Origin of the sequence: Pseudomonas tumuqii, assembly GCF_013184545.1 — a bacterium.
GTDB classification, from domain to species: Bacteria; Pseudomonadota; Gammaproteobacteria; order Pseudomonadales; family Pseudomonadaceae; genus Aquipseudomonas; species Aquipseudomonas tumuqii.
Map to the genome: position 1 here is coordinate 374357 of NZ_JAAOJA010000002.1, position 17191 is coordinate 391547.

A 17191-nucleotide genomic window follows, 5' to 3' on the forward strand; every position below is an offset into this window, starting at 1 on the left:
CCCCGCTGGGGGCCGCCTGATGAGTACCGCACCGATCAACCATGGTGCACAGCCTGCGGCGAGTGTCACCCTGCGGGTCAAGGTTTGCTCGAGGTGATTGGTCGGAGCGTAGGGCGTCTGGAGGTGGCCTCGCTAGGCGAGCGTTTTTTCACAACCTCTCAGTCGTAAATATTCTTCTTCTTCCAGTCTTCATCGCCTTCCAGGCTTTTCAGGCCCTCGGTCAGCTCGCTGGTATCGTCGGCGGCATGCTTGCCCATGTCCACCACCATGGCATTGGCGCGGGCGAGTTGGTTTTCGAATTTTTGCAGCGGCGCCTGGTAACGCGCGCCGTCGGCTTGCTTGCGCAGGAACTGCACGCCGCGCTCGAACGCCAGGCGCGCCTGGCCGGGCTGGTTCTGTTGCAGGGCCTGGTGGCCGAGGTTGCCGAACAGCTCGATATGCAGTTGCACCAGCATGTGGCGAATTTCATTGACCCAGTGCTTGGCTTCATTGGCAGGCAGGATGCCATCCTGGGTGCAGCGGGTGATTTGGCCGTGCAGGTTTTCCAGTTGAAAGCGTACTTCCTTGGCTTTGACTTCGCTGGTGATCTGCTGCAATGGATTCTGTACGGGTATCGCGTCGCCTTGGGCAATCAACTGGCGCAGCGCTTCCAGTTGCGCTTTGCTGTCGGCATTGCCTGGCTGCAATTGCACCAGGCGCTGGGTAAAGTGCATCTGCAGGCGGCTGAGCATGAGTTTCAGCTGGGGTGTCATCAGCTGTCCGGGCAAGGACTCGGATACAGTGGCGCAACGGCGGATACGGTCATTGAGCTCGGTCCTGAGGCGGGCCTTTTCCAGCTTGTTGTTCTCGACCATGTGATTGACGTAGGCAATGGCGATCAATAGGGCTATGCCGCCGACAATCAGCAGGGTAATTACCAGTGGGGACATCGGTACCGCCTCGCGAATGCTGGTTTTCGTCGGAGTGTAGTGCCTTAGCCACGGTGCTGATAGAGCGGCCTGGTAATCTGGCTTGAAGTCGTTGATTTTAAAAAAAAATTATAGAGAGGTTGACGACTCTGCGCAGGATCCATAGAATGCGCGCCACTTCCAGCGCAATGCTTTATTGCAGCGAGCGGGGAGCCGGAAAGTATATTTCAGGTTCCGGGTTGCGTCCCCTTCGTCTAGTGGCCTAGGACACCGCCCTTTCACGGCGGTAACAGGGGTTCGAGTCCCCTAGGGGACGCCATTATCGTTGTAGATTTCTGTTGTATATGCGGGAATAGCTCAGTTGGTAGAGCACGACCTTGCCAAGGTCGGGGTCGCGAGTTCGAGTCTCGTTTCCCGCTCCAGATTTTCCAGTCGTGCGTCCAGAGCGCTGTCTGGGTCAGCCGATAAACAGTCGGCTGAAGCAATAAGTTCAAGGTCCCCTTCGTCTAGTGGCCTAGGACACCGCCCTTTCACGGCGGTAACAGGGGTTCGAGTCCCCTAGGGGACGCCATTTTTGCTGTAGATACACTGCGGGAATAGCTCAGTTGGTAGAGCACGACCTTGCCAAGGTCGGGGTCGCGAGTTCGAGTCTCGTTTCCCGCTCCAAATAAACAAAAACGCCGCTCACTGAGCGGCGTTTTTGTAGCTGCATGATTTTACCGCTCAATAAAAAGCCCGCCGGTGATGCCGTGCGGGCTTTTTCGTTTAACTGCTGAGCTATTAGTGCCTGCTGCCTTGGGTGGGCATGGCCAGCAACTGCTTTTCCTGATTCCAGTCGAATGGATCGTCGTTTTCCAGGGCCTCGAAGCGACGTTCTTCCAGGGTCTGGTACATCTCGATTTCTTCGTCGGGCATGAAGTGCAGGCAGTCGCCACCGAAGAACCACAACAGGTCGCGCGGGACCAGATGAGCGATCTGCGGGTAGCGCTGGAAGATCTGGCTGATCAGATCCTGGCCGAGGTAGAGGCTGGCTTCCGGATCGTTTGGCAGATCGGCCAGCAGTTCGTCATAGCGCTCCAGGTACATGGCGTGGCTGTCATCGAGAATCTGCTCGGCTTCGCCCAAGGCAACCAGAATGGTGCGCAGATGGGCGAGCAGGGCGAGGTGATGATCGAGGTGGGCGTTGGCCATGAGAGAAATCCTGTAGGTAAAACGGGCGCGCAAGTATAAGGCTCTGCGTGCTCACTGTCCCTGGCCGTGTACAACAACTGCGCTAGCGCACCTTGCCGCGGCCGAGTTTCAGTTCTTCCTTGGCGAAGTCGTCGACGTCGATCACCACGCGCCGCGCTGTTTCGGCCTGTTGCAGGCTCTGTGCTTCTTCTGCAGTGAGGATGCCGGCACCGACTGCGAGGTCGATCAGGCTCTGGCCCGGTGCTTCCTGCACCAGACCTTGCTTGAGCGCCTTGTCCAGTTTCTTCTGCAGGGGTTGCGCGCTTTGCAGCAGATCCATCGCCTGCTGCAGGGCGGCCACCGGGTCGTTTTTCGCCTGTGGTCGGTAGCAACCGGCGAGCAACTCTTCCAGGGCCGGATCGCCGCTGTTGCGTCCGATGATCTCGGCGACCTGGGCATCCTGTGCATCGCTTGGGCCTTTGTGCCGGCGGCCGAAGGGGAAAACCAGTACGCGCAGGGCATAACCGAGCAGTTTGCTCGGGAAGTTGCCGAGCAGTTCATCGAGTGCCTGTTCGGCGTGGCCCAGGCTTTCTTCCATGGCCCAGCACAGCAGCGGGCGCGAATGCGCCGGGTAATCCAGGTCGTGGTAGCGCTTGAGCGCCGCCGAGGCCAGATACAGGTGGCTGAGCACATCGCCCAGGCGGGCGGACAGCCGCTCGCGGCGTTTCAGTTCGCCGCCCAGCAGCATCATGCTCAGGTCGGCAAGCAGGGCGAAGGCGGCAGCCAGGCGATTGAGGGCGCGGAAGTAGGGGCGGCTGAGGTTGTCGCCCGGTACCTCGCTGAATCCGCCCAGACCGAGGCTGAGGATCAGGCTGCTGGCCGCGTTGCTCACGGCAAAGCCGATGTGCTGCAGCAGCAGTTGATCGAATTCCAGCAGCGCTTGCTCCTTGTCTTCGCGACCGGCCAGGGCCATTTCCTTGAGTACGTAGGGGTGGCAGCGGATCGCGCCCTGGCCAAAGATCATCAGGTTGCGCGAGAGGATGTTGGCGCCTTCCACGGTGATGAAGATCGGTGCGCCTTGCCAGGAGCGCGCCAGGTAGTTGTTGGGGCCCATGATGATGCCCTTGCCGCCATGCACGTCCATGGCGTGGCTGATGCACTCGCGGCCACGCTCGGTCAGGTGGTACTTGAGAATCGCCGAAAGCACCGAGGGTTTTTCGCCCAGATCTACCGCGTTGGCAGTAAGGATGCGTGCGCTGTCCATCAGCCAGGCATTGCCGCCGATACGTGCGAGGGCCTCCTGGATACCTTCGAAGGCCGCCAGCGGCACATTGAATTGCTCGCGTATCTGGCTGTACTGGCCAGTGACCAGGCTGGTGAATTTGGCCGCGCCCGTGCCTACTGCCGGCAGGGAGATGGAGCGGCCGACCGAGAGGCAGTTCATCAGCATCATCCAGCCTTTGCCGAGCATGTCCTGGCCGCCGATCAGGTAGCCCAGCGGGATGAACACGTCTTTCCCCGCGTTCGGTCCGTTCATGAAGGCGGCGCCGAGTGGCAGGTGACGGCGGCCGATTTCCACGCCGGGCGTGTCGGTCGGCACCAGGGCCAGGCTGATGCCGAGGTCCTCCTGCTCGCCGAGCAAATGATCCGGGTCGTAGGCCTTGAATGCCAGGCCGAGCAGGGTCGCGACCGGGCCCAGGGTGATATAGCGCTTTTCCCAGGTCAGGCGCAGACCGAGCACTTCCTCGCCTTGCCACTGACCTCTGCAGATGATGCCGCTGTCCGGCATGGCGCCGGCGTCCGAACCGGCCAGCGGGCCGGTGAGGGCGAAGCAGGGGATGTCATCGCCGCGGGCCAGGCGCGGCAGGTAGTGCTGGCGCTGCTCGTCGGTGCCGTAATGCAGCAGCAACTCTGCCGGGCCGAGGGAGTTGGGCACCATCACGGTGGAGGCCAGGTCGCCGCTGCGGGTGGCCAGTTTCATCGCCACCTGGGAGTGGGCGTAGGCGGAAAAGCCCTTGCCGCCATATTCCTTGGGGATGATCAGGGCGAAAAAACCGTGCTGCTTGATGTGTTCCCAGGCCTTGGCGGGCAAGTCCATTTGCTGGCCGATCTGCCAGTCGCTGACCATGGCGCAGAGTTCTTCGGTGGGGCCGTCGAGAAAGGCCTGTTCCTCCTCGCTCAGTTGCGCCTTGGGGTAGGCCAGCAGCTTGTCCCAGTCCGGACGGCCGCTGAACAGTTCGCCGTCCCACCAGACTGTGCCGGCTTCGATGGCATCGCGTTCGGTATCCGACATGGGCGGCAGCACCCGCTGAAACCAGGCGAACATGGGCGCGCTGAACAGTTTTCGCCGTTGTTCCGGCAGCACCAGCGGGAGTGCCACCGCCAGGAGCAATAGCCAGAAGACCAGCAGAAGCCAACCGGGAGCGTGACTGAACAGGCCCATCAGGACTAGGTAGGCGGCCACCCCGCCGAGAGCGGGCAGCGGGGCAGTGCGGCGGTGGGCCAGGTAGGCCGTGCCAACCAGCAGAACGAGTAACCAGACAACGAGCATGCAAAATCCTCCATGACGACGGGCTGCAAAGAACAGTGGTGAGTTTAGTCGGCATCCATACAAAGATGACCGCTAGGGCGCCGAGCTTGGCCGGAGTGTCGTGACACGCGCTCGCGCGGCGCCGTTAGACTGGGTGCTCTATCACGGAGAACCGCCAATGCGTGAATACCTGGAGCCCGGCCGCTGCATCGATAGTGACCACCCGGCGCTGGTGGAGTTCGCTGAAAAGTCGTGCGGCAGCAGTCGCGATCCGGTTGAGCAGGCGGTCAGGCTGTATTACGCAGTGCGCGATGGTATTCGCTACAACCCTTATACATTCAGTCGTGATCCGCAAACGCTGAAAGGCAGCCATGCGCTGCTCAGTGGCGAAAGTTACTGCGTGCCGAAGGCCACGCTGCTGGCGGCCTGTGCGCGGCATTGCGGGATTCCCGCGCGAATCGGTCTGGCCGATGTGCGCAACCATCTGGCCACTCCGCGGCTGCTGGAACTGCTGCGCAGCGAGGTGTTCGCCATGCACGGCTATACCGAGTTGTATCTGCAGGGGCGCTGGGTCAAGGCCACCCCCGCGTTCAATCTGGAGCTGTGCCGGCTATTCAAGGTGGCGCCGCTGGAGTTCGATGGGCTTGTCGACAGCGTGTTCCATCCATTCAACCAGCAGGGCCAGCGTTACATGGAGTATCTGGCCGACCATGGCCACTTCGTCGACGTGCCGCAAGCGCTGTTCTTCAGTCATTTGGCGGCGGTCTATCCGCACTTGTTCGCCGAAGCTGCGCCGTTGTTGATGGGGGGACTTTCAGAGCGAAGCCGCGCACTAGGCCCGACCCATCCTGCACAAGACGGGTCGTCAGCAGCTGGCTGAAGATTGTCGTTAGCCAGGTTTGCTCATGGCGTGGAACTGATCAGTTATTGATCAGGCTGAGAAATTCGCTGCGGGTGGCGGCGTTGTCGCGGAATTCACCGAGCATCACCGAGGTGACCATCGAGGAATTCTGCTTTTCCACGCCGCGCATCATCATGCACATGTGCTGGGCTTCGATCACCACAGCCACGCCAAGGGCGCCGGTCACTTGCTGGATGGCTTCGGCGATCTGCCGGCTGAGGTTTTCCTGGATCTGCAGGCGGCGGGCGTACATGTCGACGATCCGCGCGACCTTGGACAGGCCGAGCACCTTGCCATTGGGGATGTAGGCGACGTGGGCCTTGCCGATGAACGGCAGCAGGTGGTGCTCGCACAGCGAATACAGTTCGATGTGCTTGACCAGCACCATTTCGCTGTTGTCGGAGCTGAACAGCGCGTCGTTGGTGACTTCTTCCAGGGTCTGCTGATAACCGCGGCAGAGGTACTGCATGGCTTTGGCGGCACGCTTGGGGGTGTCGAGCAGGCCTTCGCGGGATGCGTCTTCGCCAAGTTGACCGAGGATTGCGGTGTAGTTTTGTTCCAGGGACATGGGTCTTCCTGTGAGCCTTCTTAAAGGAGGAGAGCAGAGGCGCAGGGTAGGGCGCAGCCGCCGCGCTGGCAAGAGCGCGCGCGACAGACTGCCACAGCGGTGTCAGCGTTTCGAAGATTTTCGCGGATAAAGCGGGGTGCCGCCCAGCGAAACGTCGGCCCTGCTGCTCGTACAAGGTCGCGGTCTGGCTCAGCAGCTAACGGCTGCAGAGCCTTATAAGAGCCTGCGCCGCCTATTCGTCGCGGCCATCCATCATGGTGCGCTTGAGCATCACGTAAACCGCACCGGTGCCGCCATGCTTGGCCACGCAGGAGGTGAACCCCAGCACCTGGGGATGCTGGCGCAGCCAGGTGTTGACATGGCTTTTGATCATCGGTTTGCGCCCATCCATGCGCACGGCCTTGCCGTGGGTGATGCGCACGCAGCGCACTTCCAGCTTGGTGGCTTCGGCGAGGAACTCCCACAGGGTGTCGCGGGCTTTTTCCACGGTCATGCCATGCAGGTCAAGGCTGCCATCGAAGCTGATCTGGCCGAGTTTAAGCTTGCGCATCTGGCCTTCCTGCACGCCATTGGCGGCCCAGTACAGCGGGTCTTCGGCGCCTACGTCGATGACGAACTGATCGGACAGGCCATCGACCTTGAGCGTATCCATGCGCACGGTCGCCGCCTGGCGCAGGCTGGCCAGCTGTTTGCGGTCGGGCTTGGCTTTGCCGGTATCGGCGCGGTCGTGCTTGATCGGCTTGACGCCGCGCAACTCGGCCTTGAACAGGGCGCTGTCGTTATCGTCTCTGCTGTCGTCTTGCATCTGGGCCTCCGCGAAGGCCGCTAGTGTAACCAAGGCTGGGCGCTTGTGAAAAAACTCTCACCTACTGCGGCCGCCTGCAAACGCCGTAACGCGCCTTACGGCGAAGACCTGGAGACGGCCTGGCTACGACGCTCGATATTTTCACAACCTCTGAGGCTTTCGTGCTGCCTTGATCGAAGGAAGGTTCAGTCGCGTTTCTTCATCAGGTGGGGGGCCATGCTCAAGTTGCTGGGACGACGCAGGCGGCGTCGACACAGGCGCCACACCGCGATGCCGGCCCACAGCAGGAACAAACCGAATACCAGCAGTACCGCGGCTGCGCCGGTCGAATCGTTCAGCGCGCCAAGCGCTGGCGCCCGGCCGAGCAGGCTGGCTGCACCGGCCATCGCCAACAGCACGCCGAAGGCGGCAAACAGGGCTGCCAGTATGGCTGCGAGGCGCATGCGCCAGTTACCCGGGCCGCGTGGGCGCAGGCGGCGAGCATCGAAACCATCGGATAATTTCATTCCGATTTCCTCAGTGGGTATCGGCGGTATGACCGGTAGATGGTGTGGTGGTTCCGGCGGCATGCCAGGCATGGCCGCAGGTTGTGACCTGGTCTGGGTTCAGATCAGGGAGCTGGCTTGCGCCACCACCGCCGCGAAGTTGTCAGCCAGGGCAATGATCTCTGCGCGGTGCATGTCGGCGGCGCTGATGACCTTGCCGTCCAGTGTCGGTAGGTCGCGGGTGGCGCAGGCGGCATCGACCACCGTGCAGCGATAGCCATAGTCCTTGGCCGCGCGCACCGTGGTGCTGATGCTCGAGTGGGTCATGAAGCCACAGACGATCAGGTCGAGGTGACCAAGCGCTTGCAGCTGGTCATGTAAATCGGTCCCGGAGAAGGCGTTGGGCATGCGTTTCTCCACCACGATCTCACCGGGCAGCGGTGCGACTTCAGGCAGGTGGTGGCCGCGAGGGCCGCGGGGGTCGAGCAGGCCGTCGGGAATGCCCAGGTGCTTGACGTGGACGATAGAGGCGCCGGTGTTACGCGCGGCGGTCAGCAGTTTGGCGATCTCCGCGAGCGCCGGATCGAGCCCTGGCAGTTGCAGCACGCCGCTGCGGTACTCCTCCTGGGCGTCGATGATCAGCAGGGTCGCATTGCCCAGGGTGGCGGGGGCATGGCTGCGCCCTGTGAGCTGAAACAGTGTTTGCGGATGAGACATGACCTAACTCCTCGCTGGCGCGGACGACAGTGTCCATTGTCCGCCTGTGTGACGCTGCTGTGAACCTCTTCGGCGCGCAGCCTTGCGCGCTAACGCGGCGACGAACAGAATCGAACCTATCCAGAGGGGCTGGAGTCTTACGCAAAAGGAGTTGCTTATGGATTTGTTGTCACTATTTTCCGCACATTTCTGGTTGTTGTTCGCTCTGGCGATTTCCATCGCGGTGTTTCGCGAGCTCAAGCGCGAGCCGAATGAGCCATCCGCGCGCGCGCCGCGGCGCAAGAAAACCGAGTGAGCGCCCGGGAGTGAGCGCCCGGCAGGTCGCCGGGCGCGGTTTGGTCAATAGAGGCCGAATAGCTGGAACTGCAGGTACCAGATGCCCAGTGAACCGAGGAAGTTGACCAGGATGGCCGGCAGGAACTTCAGGTGCACGCCGAAGCTGTAGCTCTTGTCCAGCGACATGGCCATGACCCCGGCGGCCGAGCCGACCACGGTCAACGAGCCGCCAATCCCGACCATCAAGGCGTTAAGTGCCCACTGATCGAGACCCAGTTGCGGGTTGGACATCAGGGCCGCGGCTTCGACCGGCACGTTATCCATGACCCCGGAGGCCATGCCGAGAATCACGTTGACCCCGGTTGGGCTCATGACCTCGAACAGTTGCGAGATATAGGTCAGCCAGCCGACATGGTTGAGGCAGGCAACCGAGGTGATGATGCCGATAAAGAACAGCAGGGCGTTCCATTCGACCTTTTGCAGTTGATCCTGCCAGGGCAGTTCGATACCGCGGCGCATCAGCAACCAGGCATAGAGTGCGACCAGGCCCAGGCCGATACCGATGGCGAATTCGATGCTGACCTTGAGTAGGATGTTGCATAGCACCGCACCGACCACCGCGAAGAAGCCGACGATGGCCAGCCCTGCGCCTCCGGGCTTGAGGCCGGTTTCCGAGGGGTCGGCCAGGTGGATCAGATCCTTGCCATCAAGCTTGCGCAAATAGAAGAAATGCAGGGTGGCGGCGCACAGCAGCCAGCCGATCAGTGCCGAGGGAATCAACAGCAACAGCCCGGCGATGCTGATCTTGCCCGCCAGCACCACCATCAGGCTGGTCGAGGTGCCGAGAAACCACACGCCACTGTTGGACGCCACGACGATGTTGCACAGCGCCACATGGGTGTAACGCTGGTTGGTGGAGATGCTTTTCACCGTTTTACCGAAGATCATCGCGGTGGTGATGTTGTTGAGAAACGGCGAGAGCAGCGCCGATAGGGCACCAGTGGCCCAGAACATGCCTTTGGCACCCAGGCCCTTGCGCATGAGGTAGCCATTGAGCGCGGTAAACACGTTCCGCTCGTTGAGCAGTTCGACCACCATCCACATGAATGCCATGAAGGCGATCAGGCCGAACAGTTCTTCCTTGGTCTCGCTTTGCGCGTGGAGGAAATACTGGAAACCGTTGGGGTCGTTGATGGCGTAGTGGGCGCCGATTACGATCAAGCCGGACAGCATGAACATGGCCGGTTTGAATTTATCCATCTCCAATTGTGCTTCAAAAACGATAAGCGTCATGCCAAGCAGGAATATCGCCAGCACGAGCAAGCCCGTGAGCGAGAAGGGTTCTATGACCATTTGGGGTGGATCTCGGAAGGAAGGGTAGGGAAGGGTTAAGAAGTCGTTACAAATTATATCGAAGCCCCTGGCGCGCAGGCAGTGGCTGGAACTCGGCTCGACAGATTTATTTTCGTCCCCGCGTGCAGTGCGGGCGGTTCGGCTAAACTGCGCCAACTTTTGCCAGGAGAGACTCTTGTGACTGCAGTGCCTACCCGTTTACGGACCCTGCGTGATTACATCCGCTGGGCTGTCAGCTGTTTCAATCGCGAAGAACTGTTCTTCGGTCACGGCAGCGACAATGCTTGGGACGAGGCCCGCCAGTTGGTGCTGGGTGCGGTGCATCTGCCCTGGGAGATCGCCGACAGCTACCTCGACTGCCGCCTGGAGGACGACGAGCAGGCGCATCTGCAAGCCTTGCTCAAGCGGCGCATCGAGGAGCGCGTACCGACTGCCTACCTGCTGGGCGAGGCCTGGTTCTGTGGCCTGCCATTCATCGTCGATGAGCGCGTGCTGATCCCCCGCTCACCGATTGCCGAGCTGATCGCGCAACATTTCTATCCCTGGCTCCCCGAGGAACCTGCGCGGATTCTCGACCTGTGCAGCGGCTCCGGCTGCATCGGCATCGCCTGTGCCTACGAATTTCCCGAGGCCGAGGTGGTACTGGCTGACCTGTCGTATGAGGCGCTGGAGGTGGCCAACCAGAATATCGAGCGGCACCAGCTGGATGAGCGTGTCTACACCGTGCAGGGTGATGGCTTTGACGGTTTGCCGGGGCAGCGTTTCGATTTGATCGTATCCAACCCGCCCTACGTCGATGCCGAGGATTTCGCCGATATGCCGGCCGAATACCAGCACGAGCCGGCCCTGGGCCTGGCCTGCGGCGAGGATGGACTGAATCTGGTACGGCGCATGCTGGCCGAGGCGGCCGATCATCTGACTGACAAGGGCTTGCTGATCGTCGAAGTCGGCAATAGCCAGGTGCATGTCAGCGCCCTGTACCCGGAAGTCGACTTCACCTGGCTGGAGTTCGAGCGCGGCGGCCATGGCGTGTTCCTGCTGGCGGCCCAGCAGTGCCGTGAGCATCAGGCGTTGTTTCGCCAGCGTCTTGCCGGTTGATGGCGCTGCTTCGACGGTAGTGCGGTTGGTTCCAGCAGCGTTGCTGGGTAACACGGGGGCAGAAGGTGCGCTGTGCGCCGCTACACGTTTGGCATCAGCGACTCAGCAACGAGGCCGCACCAGCACCGCCAAACAGGGCCGCGCTGACCCGGTTGAACCATACCTGGCCTTTGCCCGAACGCAGGTAGCGCGCCGCGCCATGGGCGCTGAGGCCATAGAACAGTTTGCAGCTCAGATCGAGCACCGCCCAGGTGGCGATCATCACCAGCAGCTGGGTCAGCATCGGCCGCTCGGCGCTCATGAATTGCGGCAGGAAGGCGGCGAAGAACAGGATGTCCTTGGGGTTGCTGGCGCCCAGGCCGAAAGCCTTCCAGAACATGGCGACAAAGCCCGGATTGACCGCTTGCTCCTCGCTGCTGACCGGCTTGGCGGCCTGGCGCGAGGCCTGCCAGCTCTGCCAGGCGAGGTAGAACAGGTAGAGCGCGCCGACGATCTTCAGGGCGCTGAACAACTGCTCCGAGGCCAGCAGCAGGGCGCCGAGGCCAAGCGCCGAGGCGCTGAGCAGGCAGATCGAGGCCGATACCCCGCCGAGAAACGCCGGCAGCGAGCGGCGCAGGCCATAGTTCAGGCTGTTGCTGACCATCAGCAGCGACAGGGGCCCGGGGATCAGGATCACGATCAGCGCGGCGCTGCTGAACAGCAGCCAGGTTTCCAGACTCATTGCACTCACTCCAGATACGGGAAAGCCCCGGTCTATTGCGCCGGGGCTCGTTGCTGCCTAATTTGCCTTAAAGGAAGGCTATGGTTACCTGTTGCATGCAGCAATCCCTTGTAGGAGCCAGCTTGCTGGCGATCTGGTTCGGCAAGCAGCGCAAAAGCATCGCCAGCAAGCTGGCTCCTACAGATTGGGGCATAGCCTAAAGGAAGGCGAACTTGGCGATAAAGATCATGCACAACACATACAGGCTGACGGAAACCTTGTCACGCTGGCCGGTCAGCAGCTTCAGCGTGGCATAGGTCAAGAAGCCCAGGGCAATGCCGTTGGCGATGGAGAAGGTCAGCGGCATCATCACCACGGTCACGATCGCCGGGATGGTATCGGTCTGGTCTTTCCAGTCGATATGCGCCATGCCGCTCATCATCAGCATCGCCACATAGATCAGCGCGCCGGCGGTGGCGAAGGCCGGAATCATGCCGGCCAGTGGGGCGAAGAACATCGCCGCAAGGAACAGTATGCCGACGGTGACCGCGGTCAGCCCGGTACGTCCACCGGCGGCAACGCCCGAGGCGCTTTCCACATAGCTGGTCACCGGCGGGCAACCGACCATGGCGCCGATCACGCTGGAGGTGCTGTCGGCCTTCAATGCTTTCGACAGGTTCTGGATCTTGCCGTCCTCGTCGACCAGGTTGGCGCGGTGCGCCACCCCCATCAGGGTACCGGCGGTGTCGAACATGTTGACGAAGAGGAAGGCCAGAATCACGCTGATCATCGCCACGTTGAAGGCGCCGGCGATGTCCATGGCCAGGAAGGTCGGCGCCAGGCTTGGCGGCATCGACACCAGACCGTTGTACTCGACCAGGCCCATGGCCCAGCCCACGGCGGTGACGCCGAGCATGCTGAACAGAATGGCGCCGAACACGTTGCGGTGGCTGAGCGCCGCGATCAGCAGAAAACACACAGCGGCCAGCAGTGCGGTCGGTTCGCCGAACGAGCCCATGGTCAGCAGGGTGGCCGGGCTGTCGACGACGATGCCGGCGGTTTTCAGGCCGATCAGCCCGAGGAACAAGCCGACCCCGGCGCCCATGGCAAAGCGCAAGCTCGTGGGGATGCTGTTGAGCAACCATTCGCGAATGCGTGACAGGCTCATGATCATGAACAGCACGCCGGAGATGAACACGGCGCCCAGCGCAATCTGCCAGCTATAGCCCATCTCGCCTACCACGGTATAGGTGAAGAAGGCATTCAGGCCCATGCCGGGGGCCAGGCCGACCGGCCAGTTGGCGTAGAGGCCCATGAGGAAGCAACCCAGGGCCGCGCCGATGCAGGTGGCGACGAAGGCCGCACCGTGATCGATACCCGCGCTGGCCATGATGCTGGGGTTGACGAAGATGATGTAGGCCATGGTGACGAAGGTCGTCAGGCCGGCGAGCAGTTCGGTCTTGATCGTGGTGCGGTGCTCGCTCAGCTTGAAAAACCGTTCGAGCAGGCCAGGGTTGACCAACCCCTGGACGTGAGTCGCCTGTTGTTCTTGTTTAGCGCTTTCCACAGTGGGTACTCCTCATCTCTCTTGTTGTGTACCACCCAGAGTCGTTATTGCGCACGCTTCGGCTCTCTGAGGTAGGTGGTGCGTTTAGGTGCGCTCACTGGCTCATTTGTTGACCATAAGGTCAGAAAGCTACACTGGCGCGATTATGAGGTTGTATACAAAAAAAGCAAATAATGTTTTCTATTCTCGGTCGGATGCCAGATCAATGTCATACCAGGCAGTGCTGCACTGCTTTGAGTGCGGCACTTGCAGCCTTGGTATATTTAAAAATCTATTAAAAACATCCAGATAAAGTTCCTGGCCGAGATTTTTCGGCAGCTCGCGGCGAGTGTTTTCAGCGCGACTACAAGTGCGATCAATGGCGCCTTAAGCTGATTTTTCTGCAGCAATATCGTTTTTTATAAGAAATAAATTTAGTGGTATCAGGCCGCGTTGGCTGCGCAGGCAACATTCGGCAGGGCTGGTCGCGCATTGCTGCGCGGCATCGCGATGGTCGTACATGTCGTATACGAATTGATCAAATTGTGTACAATGCGCCGGTATTTTTTCTGTTTTTCGCCACATACTGCTTGCCAGTCACCGGGTGAACAGCAGTAGAGTCTGGGAAACAGGCCGAACCTCTTTAACGCGAGCCAGAATGAACGAGCAATTGCAGCCTCTCAAGAAACAGCCGGGTACCGGAAAAAGCAGCCATAGCGGGACTCAGGACGATGTCGTCTACGCGCATATCTTCGACGCCATTCTCGAACAGCGCCTGGCGCCTGGTACCAAGCTGAGCGAAGAGGCCTTGGGCGAAATCTTCGGCGTTAGTCGCACCATCATCCGCCGCGCATTGTCGCGCCTGGGCCATGAAAGCGTCGTGCTGCTACGACCCAATCGTGGTGCGGTGGTCGCCAGCCCCAGCGTCGAAGAAGCCCGGCAGATCTTCTACGCGCGGCGCATGGTCGAGCGTGCGATTACCGAATTGGCGGTGGTGCATGCCACGCCCGAGCAACTGGCCGAACTGCGGCAGATGGTCAAGGACGAGCAAGCCTGCTTCTCCCGTGGTGACCGTGGTGCGGGTATCCGCCTGTCCGGCGAGTTCCACCTGAAACTGGCCGAGGCGGCGAAGAATGCGCCGCTGATCAGCTTCCAGCGCAGTCTGGTGTCACAGACTTCCTTGATCATCGCCCAATACGAAAGCGGCAGCCGTTCGCATTGCTCCTACGACGAGCACAACCAGCTGATCGATGCCATCGAGGCTCGCGATGCGACCAAGGCCGTGAGCCTGATGATGCATCACATGGATCATATCGACAGCAAGCTCAACCTCGACGAGGAGAGCGCCTCCGACGACCTGCACGCGGTGTTCTCGCACCTGTTGCAGACCGGCAAGAAAAAGCCGGGCCGCGGCGCTGCCAATCGCTGATTTCCGGCTTGGACAAGAGAAGCTCCGATGCGTGAGCCTCGGGGCTTTTCATTGGCGGCGAGTGACGCCTGAGCAGTAGCCCGAAGTCAGGGGAGCGTTGCCGATCTTGCCCCGGATTGCATCCGGACTACGCGGGTAGGGCGCGTCGCTGTGGGAGGGGCTTTAGCCGCGACAGTCGCCGCTGAAGCGCCTCCCACGGGTTGTCTCAATCGCGTGCGTGGACCGACACGCCCGCGGCGAAGGTTTCCTTGATCGCGCGGTCGTCGCCGAGCATGCACAGGGCGAACAGCTTCTCGGCCAGGCTCTTGGCCTGTTGCATGCGGTAGCTGATCAGCGGCGTGGCGTTGTAGTCGAGCACCACGAAGTCCGCATCCTTGCCACTTTTGAAGTTGCCGATCTGGTCGTCCAGGTACAGCGCCTCGGCGCCGCCCAGGGTGGCCAGGTACAGCGACTTGAACGGGTCGAGCTTCCTGCCCTGCAACTGCATGATCTTGTACGCCTCGTTCAGCGACTGCAGCTGGCTGAAGCTGGTGCCCGCGCCGACGTCGGTGCCCAGGCCGACGCGCACGCCGTGCTGCTCCAGCTTGTTCAGGTCGAACAGGCCGCTGCCGAGGAACAGGTTGGAGGTCGGGCAGAAGGCCACAGCCGAGCCGGTTTCGGCCAGGCGCCGGCACTCCTCGTCGCACAGGTGCACGCCATGGGCGAACACCGCGCGCGGGCCGATCAGTTTGAAGTGGTCGTAGACATCCAGGTAGCCCTTGCGCTCGGGGAACAACTGCTTGACCCATTCGATCTCCTGACGGTTCTCCGACAGGTGGGTGTGCATATACAGATCCGGATACTCACCGAGCAGCTTGCCGGCCAGGCGCAGTTGTTCCGGGCTGCTGGTCGGGGCGAAGCGTGGGGTGACGGCATAGTGCAGGCGGCCCTTGCCGTGCCAGCGCTCGATCAGCTCCTTGCTCTCGGAGTAGCCGGATTCCGGGGTGTCGGTCAGGTAGTCCGGGGCGTTGCGGTCCATCAGCACCTTGCCGGCGATCATCCGCAGGTTCAGCGCCTGGGCGGCTTCGAAGAAGGCGTCCACCGATTGCTTGTGCACGCTGCCGAACACCAGGGCGGTGGTGGTGCCGTTGCGCAGCAATTCCTTGAGGAAGATGCCGGCCACGTCCGCGGCGTGGGCCTTGTCGGCGAACTGCTGCTCGGTGGGGAAGGTGTAGGTATTCAGCCAATCCAGCAGCTGCTCGCCGTAGGAGGCGATCATCCCGGTCTGCGGGTAGTGGATATGGGTGTCGATAAAGCCGGGGGTGATCAGGGCGTCGCGGTATTCGCTGATCTCGACGCCCTTGAGCGTCGGCAGCAACTCGGCGGCATGGCCGACGCGGGCGATCTGGCCATCTTCGACGAGCAGCACACCATCCTCGAAATATTCATAGGACTGCTCGACGCCGACCACGGCGGGGTCGGCGAGGCTGTGCAGGATGGCGGCGCGGTAGGCTTTGAGGGTGTTGGTCATGTTTGTCGTGTCTCGATTTCGTGATCCTGGCGTAAGGAACGCTGCGCGGGTAACTCTCGGTGCGCACGGCGCACCCTACGGAGATGGTCGTGTAGGGTGCGCCGTGCGCACCACGGGTAATGCGGTGTTATTGGGCGCGGCGCGAATGGGGCAGCAGCTTGGCCACGCTGGTCTCGCCTTTTTTCACGTCCTGGCCAAAGGCGACGTTGTAGGTGGCGATCACCTCACCGGCGATGGACACGGCGATTTCGATCGGCAGCTTGCCTTTCACCTCAGGCAAACCCATGGGGCAGCGCATGCGTTGCACTACCTCCGGTTGGAAACCGCGATCGCGCAGGCGGTGTTCGAACTTGGCGCGTTTGCTCTTCGAGCCGATCAGCCCGTAGTAGGCGAAATCGTTGCGCTTGAGGATCGCCGCGGTCAGCTCCAGGTCGAGCTGGTGGTTATGGGTCATGACGATGAAGTAGCTGCCGGCCGGCATGCGCCCGACCTCGTCGATCACCTCTTCCTCGACCACCTTGTCCACCCCGGCGGGGATCTGCTCGGGAAACTCGTTTTCCCGCGAGTCGATCCAGCGCACCTTGCACGGCAGGCTGGCGAGCAGCGGCACCAGGGCGCGGCCGACATGGCCGGCGCCGAACACGGCGATCTGCGCCTGGGGTTGGCCCATGGGCTCGAACAGCAACACGGTGGCGCCGCCGCAGCATTGGCCGAGGCTGGCACCGAGGTTGAAACGCTCCAGGCGGGTGTCCTGGCTGCGCGTGGCAAGCATTTCGCGGGCCAGCTCCATCGCCTTGTATTCCAGGTGACCGCCGCCGATGGTTTCGTAGATGCGGTCGCTGGTGACCACCATCTTCGAGCCGGCGTTGCGCGGGGTCGAGCCGCGCTCTTCGATGATAGTCACCAGCACGCAAGGCAGGCCTTGCTGCTGCAGCTCGGCGAGGGCGCTGATCCAGCTCATTTGCTCAGCCTCCAGGTTGGCGGCAGTTGTCCCGGGCGCGGTAGGCGCCAGTTGCTTGGCGACGGGTCCAGTATCGGAACCGGTACCGACGGGGTCGGTTGGCTATTCGGTTCGGTGTGTTTTGTCATTGTTCTACACCTGCTTTGTTCTTCATTCGCGACCCTGGTGGAAAACGCTTCGCGGTTTTCCACCCTACGGAGCGGCCCGTAGGGTGGATGTCGCGCAGCACATCCA

Annotated in this window: 15 protein-coding genes, 4 tRNA genes and 1 pseudogene; 8 read left to right on the forward strand and 12 right to left on the reverse strand. The window is 61.5% G+C overall.

From position 1 onward, the window contains the following. Window positions 1-158: 158 nt before the first annotated feature. Window positions 159-929, reverse strand: coding sequence for a hypothetical protein (locus G9C89_RS05615; protein ID WP_172145905.1), 771 nt, complete (start codon window positions 927-929; stop codon window positions 159-161). A gap of 222 nt (window positions 930-1151) precedes the next feature. Here G9C89_RS05615 and G9C89_RS05620 point away from each other — a divergent pair. From G9C89_RS05620 to G9C89_RS05635, 4 genes are all read left to right on the forward strand, one after another. Continuing rightward, window positions 1152-1227, forward strand: a tRNA-Glu gene (locus G9C89_RS05620). A 27-nt stretch (window positions 1228-1254) separates the two neighbouring features. Next, window positions 1255-1330 (forward strand) — tRNA-Gly (locus tag G9C89_RS05625). Between the two features lie 73 nt (window positions 1331-1403). After that, window positions 1404-1479, forward strand: a tRNA-Glu gene (locus G9C89_RS05630). Window positions 1480-1498: 19 nt separating this feature from the next. Continuing rightward, a tRNA-Gly gene (locus G9C89_RS05635) sits at window positions 1499-1574 on the forward strand. A 114-nt stretch (window positions 1575-1688) separates the two neighbouring features. Here the strand turns inward: G9C89_RS05635 and G9C89_RS05640 are convergent. Both G9C89_RS05640 and G9C89_RS05645 read right to left on the reverse strand, forming a co-directional pair. Next, window positions 1689-2099, reverse strand: coding sequence for a PA2817 family protein (locus tag G9C89_RS05640; protein ID WP_172145908.1), 411 nt, complete (start codon window positions 2097-2099; stop codon window positions 1689-1691). 82 nt (window positions 2100-2181) lie between these two features. Further along, the gene (locus tag G9C89_RS05645; protein ID WP_172145911.1) at window positions 2182-4629 is read right to left on the reverse strand and encodes an acyl-CoA dehydrogenase; all 2448 of its coding nucleotides are present in this window, start codon (window positions 4627-4629) and stop codon (window positions 2182-2184) included. 157 nt (window positions 4630-4786) lie between these two features. Between G9C89_RS05645 and G9C89_RS05650 the strand changes: the two are divergent. Next, window positions 4787-5444, forward strand: a pseudogene (locus G9C89_RS05650) (transglutaminase-like domain-containing protein). A gap of 84 nt (window positions 5445-5528) precedes the next feature. On the opposite strand, the gene folE reads toward G9C89_RS05650, so the two are convergent. From folE to G9C89_RS05670, 4 genes are all read right to left on the reverse strand, one after another. Further along, window positions 5529-6077 carry a GTP cyclohydrolase I FolE gene (folE, locus tag G9C89_RS05655; RefSeq protein ID WP_172145917.1) on the reverse strand — a complete coding sequence of 183 codons (549 nt, stop codon included), beginning with the start codon at window positions 6075-6077 and terminating at the stop codon, window positions 5529-5531. 232 nt (window positions 6078-6309) lie between these two features. Next, complete coding sequence (locus G9C89_RS05660; protein WP_172145920.1) at window positions 6310-6882, reverse strand: Smr/MutS family protein; 573 nt, start codon at window positions 6880-6882, stop codon at window positions 6310-6312. Window positions 6883-7067: 185 nt separating this feature from the next. Further along, window positions 7068-7388, reverse strand: a complete 321-nt coding sequence (locus G9C89_RS05665) for a hypothetical protein (protein WP_172145923.1) — start codon at window positions 7386-7388, stop codon at window positions 7068-7070. 99 nt (window positions 7389-7487) lie between these two features. Next, window positions 7488-8084, reverse strand: coding sequence for a cysteine hydrolase family protein (locus G9C89_RS05670; protein ID WP_172145926.1), 597 nt, complete (start codon window positions 8082-8084; stop codon window positions 7488-7490). A 157-nt stretch (window positions 8085-8241) separates the two neighbouring features. Here G9C89_RS05670 and G9C89_RS05675 point away from each other — a divergent pair, with 157 nt between their 5' ends. Further along, window positions 8242-8379, forward strand: a complete 138-nt coding sequence (locus G9C89_RS05675) for a hypothetical protein (protein WP_172145928.1) — start codon at window positions 8242-8244, stop codon at window positions 8377-8379. A 44-nt stretch (window positions 8380-8423) separates the two neighbouring features. On the opposite strand, the gene nhaD is transcribed toward G9C89_RS05675, so the two are convergent. Continuing rightward, entirely contained in the window at window positions 8424-9713 is a 1290-nt protein-coding gene (gene nhaD, locus G9C89_RS05680; RefSeq protein WP_315852791.1) for a sodium:proton antiporter NhaD, read from the reverse strand. A 177-nt stretch (window positions 9714-9890) separates the two neighbouring features. Here nhaD and prmB point away from each other — a divergent pair, with 177 nt between their 5' ends. Further along, the gene (gene prmB / locus G9C89_RS05685; RefSeq protein ID WP_172145949.1) at window positions 9891-10811 is read left to right on the forward strand and encodes a 50S ribosomal protein L3 N(5)-glutamine methyltransferase; all 921 of its coding nucleotides are present in this window, start codon (window positions 9891-9893) and stop codon (window positions 10809-10811) included. A gap of 94 nt (window positions 10812-10905) precedes the next feature. On the opposite strand, the gene G9C89_RS05690 is transcribed toward prmB, so the two are convergent. Together G9C89_RS05690 and G9C89_RS05695 are read right to left on the reverse strand one after the other, a co-directional pair. Beyond that, the gene (locus G9C89_RS05690) at window positions 10906-11532 is read right to left on the reverse strand and encodes a LysE family translocator (protein WP_172145952.1); all 627 of its coding nucleotides are present in this window, start codon (window positions 11530-11532) and stop codon (window positions 10906-10908) included. Between the two features lie 196 nt (window positions 11533-11728). Further along, window positions 11729-13078 carry an NCS2 family permease gene (locus tag G9C89_RS05695; RefSeq protein ID WP_172145955.1) on the reverse strand — a complete coding sequence of 450 codons (1350 nt, stop codon included), beginning with the start codon at window positions 13076-13078 and terminating at the stop codon, window positions 11729-11731. 637 nt (window positions 13079-13715) lie between these two features. Between G9C89_RS05695 and G9C89_RS05700 the strand changes: the two genes are divergently transcribed. Beyond that, complete coding sequence (locus tag G9C89_RS05700) at window positions 13716-14486, forward strand: GntR family transcriptional regulator (protein ID WP_172145958.1); 771 nt, start codon at window positions 13716-13718, stop codon at window positions 14484-14486. A 205-nt stretch (window positions 14487-14691) separates the two neighbouring features. On the opposite strand, the gene guaD is transcribed toward G9C89_RS05700, so the two are convergent. Continuing rightward, window positions 14692-15996 (reverse strand): guanine deaminase, encoded by a 1305-nt coding sequence (gene guaD, locus G9C89_RS05705; protein WP_172145961.1) that lies wholly within the window; start codon window positions 15994-15996, stop codon window positions 14692-14694. Window positions 15997-16123: 127 nt separating this feature from the next. Then, entirely contained in the window at window positions 16124-16957 is an 834-nt protein-coding gene (gene xdhC, locus G9C89_RS05710; protein ID WP_172145964.1) for a xanthine dehydrogenase accessory protein XdhC, read from the reverse strand. Between the last annotated feature and the right edge of the window lie 234 nt (window positions 16958-17191).

Bases quoted from the DNA above. Each gene is read 5' to 3' on its own strand.
- G9C89_RS05615 (WP_172145905.1), bottom strand. From the start codon at position 929: ATGTCCCCACTGGTAATTACCCTGCTGATTGTCGGCGGCATAGCCCTA.
- G9C89_RS05640 (WP_172145908.1), bottom strand. From the start codon at position 2,099: ATGGCCAACGCCCACCTCGATCATCACCTCGCCCTGCTCGCCCATCTG.
- G9C89_RS05645 (WP_172145911.1), bottom strand. From the start codon at position 4,629: ATGCTCGTTGTCTGGTTACTCGTTCTGCTGGTTGGCACGGCCTACCTG.
- folE (WP_172145917.1), bottom strand. From the start codon at position 6,077: ATGTCCCTGGAACAAAACTACACCGCAATCCTCGGTCAACTTGGCGAA.
- G9C89_RS05660 (WP_172145920.1), bottom strand. From the start codon at position 6,882: ATGCAAGACGACAGCAGAGACGATAACGACAGCGCCCTGTTCAAGGCC.
- G9C89_RS05665 (WP_172145923.1), bottom strand. From the start codon at position 7,388: ATGAAATTATCCGATGGTTTCGATGCTCGCCGCCTGCGCCCACGCGGC.
- G9C89_RS05670 (WP_172145926.1), bottom strand. From the start codon at position 8,084: ATGTCTCATCCGCAAACACTGTTTCAGCTCACAGGGCGCAGCCATGCC.
- G9C89_RS05675 (WP_172145928.1), top strand. From the start codon at position 8,242: ATGGATTTGTTGTCACTATTTTCCGCACATTTCTGGTTGTTGTTCGCT.
- nhaD (WP_315852791.1), bottom strand. From the start codon at position 9,713: ATGGTCATAGAACCCTTCTCGCTCACGGGCTTGCTCGTGCTGGCGATA.
- G9C89_RS05690 (WP_172145952.1), bottom strand. From the start codon at position 11,532: ATGAGTCTGGAAACCTGGCTGCTGTTCAGCAGCGCCGCGCTGATCGTG.
- G9C89_RS05700 (WP_172145958.1), top strand. From the start codon at position 13,716: ATGAACGAGCAATTGCAGCCTCTCAAGAAACAGCCGGGTACCGGAAAA.
- guaD (WP_172145961.1), bottom strand. From the start codon at position 15,996: ATGACCAACACCCTCAAAGCCTACCGCGCCGCCATCCTGCACAGCCTC.
- xdhC (WP_172145964.1), bottom strand. From the start codon at position 16,957: ATGAGCTGGATCAGCGCCCTCGCCGAGCTGCAGCAGCAAGGCCTGCCT.